Annotated in this window: 3 protein-coding genes and 4 pseudogenes; all 7 read right to left on the bottom strand. The window is 44.7% G+C overall.

The features are described from left to right. Positions 1-121: 121 nt before the first annotated feature. Positions 122-571: pseudogene (locus H6F74_RS06750) on the bottom strand (transposase); the annotation flags it as partial. A 112-nt stretch (positions 572-683) separates the two neighbouring features. Further along, positions 684-1082 (bottom strand): hypothetical protein, encoded by a 399-nt coding sequence (locus H6F74_RS06745; protein ID WP_190438166.1) that lies wholly within the window; start codon positions 1080-1082, stop codon positions 684-686. A 53-nt stretch (positions 1083-1135) separates the two neighbouring features. Beyond that, positions 1136-1291 (bottom strand): annotated as a pseudogene (locus H6F74_RS06740) (Uma2 family endonuclease); the annotation flags it as partial. A 25-nt stretch (positions 1292-1316) separates the two neighbouring features. Continuing rightward, complete coding sequence (locus H6F74_RS06735) at positions 1317-1523, bottom strand: hypothetical protein (protein ID WP_190438161.1); 207 nt, start codon at positions 1521-1523, stop codon at positions 1317-1319. A 4-nt stretch (positions 1524-1527) separates the two neighbouring features. Then, on the bottom strand, positions 1528-1905 hold the full coding sequence (locus H6F74_RS06730; protein WP_190438159.1) for a GIY-YIG nuclease family protein: 378 nt from the start codon (positions 1903-1905) through the stop codon (positions 1528-1530). Between the two features lie 217 nt (positions 1906-2122). Next, a pseudogene (locus tag H6F74_RS06725) lies at positions 2123-2470 on the bottom strand (Uma2 family endonuclease); the annotation flags it as partial. A gap of 25 nt (positions 2471-2495) precedes the next feature. Continuing rightward, positions 2496-2584: pseudogene (locus H6F74_RS06720) on the bottom strand (IS1 family transposase); the annotation flags it as partial.

Below are 2584 nucleotides of genomic sequence, written 5' to 3'. Positions count from 1 at the left end.
ACGAGCTGCTATGAATGATCTCTACATGGTTTCTGTGTTGGCTGCGGCTCTCCCAAACTTACACCCTCTGCCATAATCCCCATGTCAATAGAGTTTGAGACGCGCTAACCCTGACGGCTCTAAACGGTAAATTCTTATGGTATACAAGGTTTTGCAGCATCTCCTTCACATGGTCTATCTTTGTTTTTCCATCTCTATCCGGGTCATAAATACGATAGTCAACTACCCAAAATTTTCCAAGCTCATGATTGACATATATACAATTTGTTAGCCCAATTCCTTGGATTACACCATGTTCGTTCCCGCTGTACTGTCGTTTGCTTGTTTCTATTTCCGTAGCATATCGTTTATCAATTACTGTATCATCAAAAACTAGATAAGCGTTGTCATTTATTTCTATGATATCTTTGACATTATCCCAAAGTGAACGTGGCGTTAGCTTTTCATTCTTAAGATAGCGATTGATTTTATCATGACTAATCTGTCCCAAGTGGTCTGCCAAATTAGTAAGAGTATAATTAATTTGACTACTCAGCAAGTATTGGCAATAGTCAAGTTTAGTAAATTTCATCATTTTCTTCGGCTTTTGATGCCCGACGCTCCTAATTTTCTCATAAAATGTTAAAGACATCCTCACGCTATCAATTACTATTACTAATTTGAGTAAGAGCCTCTTTGGCGGTTCACTGTAAATAATACATCCGTACTATTAAATGGCGCTCGCGTGAGCCAGTTGCGTAAGTCCTGAGTTGTTCTAATGTCTCTATGTGAGACTCTGAAAACTGCTCAAATGGGGAATAAGCATTCCACATTGGGCTAAACGGGTAGTGTACATGAAATGGATAGATGGAACTGAGGTCTTTAGCGACTAGAAAACAGTAAGGCTTGGGTGGGCTACCAATCTGTGCTGCAATCTTCTGACCGCGTTTTGCGTAGGTTTCAGATTTTTTAATTGCGTCAGGTGTGAGGAAAGGGAAAATTGCTTTTTCAGCTTCCTCATAAGTCGCTTCCACCCAAAATGAATTAACGGGCGTAGCTCCCGACTGAGAATTACGCTGTGGCCAGTAAAGCCGAACAAGCATATCCTTTTCTTGCTCATCTTAGTTTGTTGATAGCAATCTTGTCATAACTGAAGTTACTTTGATAGTTGCTGCACAAATGCGGTATGTTCTGGTGGAGCTAAACCTTCCTGCAACACGGCTAGCACTCGTCCCATATTCCCTGCTAATAGGTTATTCGCTGCCCACCACAAGCCTGGAAATACTTGAGAGCGAATCACCCCATCCTCATCAGCTGACGTTAGACCGCCGCGATCTTTATAATCCACGCCCCGGTTTGCAATCTGCAAAACCCAGTGCCTCTGTGTCGAGAAAACTGGCGATCGCCATCTCAATAACTGCTTCAATTGGATATTCAATTTCCGCAGCACGGGCAATTAAAGCTGCTTGAATTCGCTCAGGCAATCGTCCCAAAATGATTTCGGCATCAGTGGGAGAAAGTTGCTCCTGAAGTTTGGCTTGCATCGCTTCACCTTTCAGATGGAATTTGGGCGTTGTAAGGGGGTTCAGTAGCTCTCAAAATGATGGCTTCTAGCTCCAATAGTAACGCAGGGTTCTCCCAGTAAGGAATTGTCTGCACTGCAATCCGAATATTCTCATCATTATATTTATCCAACCATGCCCACAAAAAAGCCTTGTGTCCGCCACTGAAGCGTCCTCGAAGACTCTTGGTTTTACCTATGTAGAGCAACCCATCGGTTCTGTGCCTAATTGCATAGATGCCAGGACGAGCAGGAATGTCACCAAACTCGCGGCTCAGGGGTTGGCATTGCTCAAACGGAGTGAAGGCGATCGCATCCAGGATTCTCCGAGCTTGGATTGGCAGTTCAGAGTCGTTTGTTGGCATGAAAGCAAGAGTCTTGCAACACAGGTAGCACTCACTCCATATTCCCACTCAATAGATCAGCTGTTGCCAACGACAAGCCTGGAAATACTTGACTCCAAATCACCCCATACTCATCAGCTGGGATGGCGATCCTCCGAAATGCGCGCTTGTGTCAGATTGCCTTGGCTGATCATCGGCTCCACGCAATCAATCGGGCGATCAACTGGCTCAAATGTAACTACTCGAAACCCTTCGATAGCTGCTGCACAAATGCCGTATGTTCTGGTGCAGCCAACCCTTGCTGTAACACAGCTAACACTCGCCCCATATTCCCAGTCAATAAGTCATTCACTGCCAACCACAAGTCAGGAAACACTTGACTCCGAATCACCCCATCCTCACCCACAGGCAGTGGAACATATTCCCCCTCCTCTAAATAAAACCAGTCCAATCTCTGCTCAAACACTTGCCAAACGATATATTCTCTGATTCCATTGCGACGATAGGCTCGTTTTTTATCGCCTAGATCGATCGCTGCACTACTCGCTGCAATCTCTGCCACTAACTCTGGCGCACCCTCTATATAAGGCGTTGCTGAATCAAGGTATGAGTCATGGAGGAACAGGAACATCCCAGAATTTAAGATAGTGAAGTAGCAACCGAACTGAGTGCTTCAGCATTTCTACCGACTTTGAATAGC

Source organism: Trichocoleus sp. FACHB-90 (genome assembly GCF_014695505.1).
Classification (GTDB): Bacteria; Cyanobacteriota; Cyanobacteriia; order Cyanobacteriales; family FACHB-T130; genus Funiculus; species Funiculus sociatus.
This window is presented reverse-complemented; position numbering and strand designations above follow the sequence as displayed.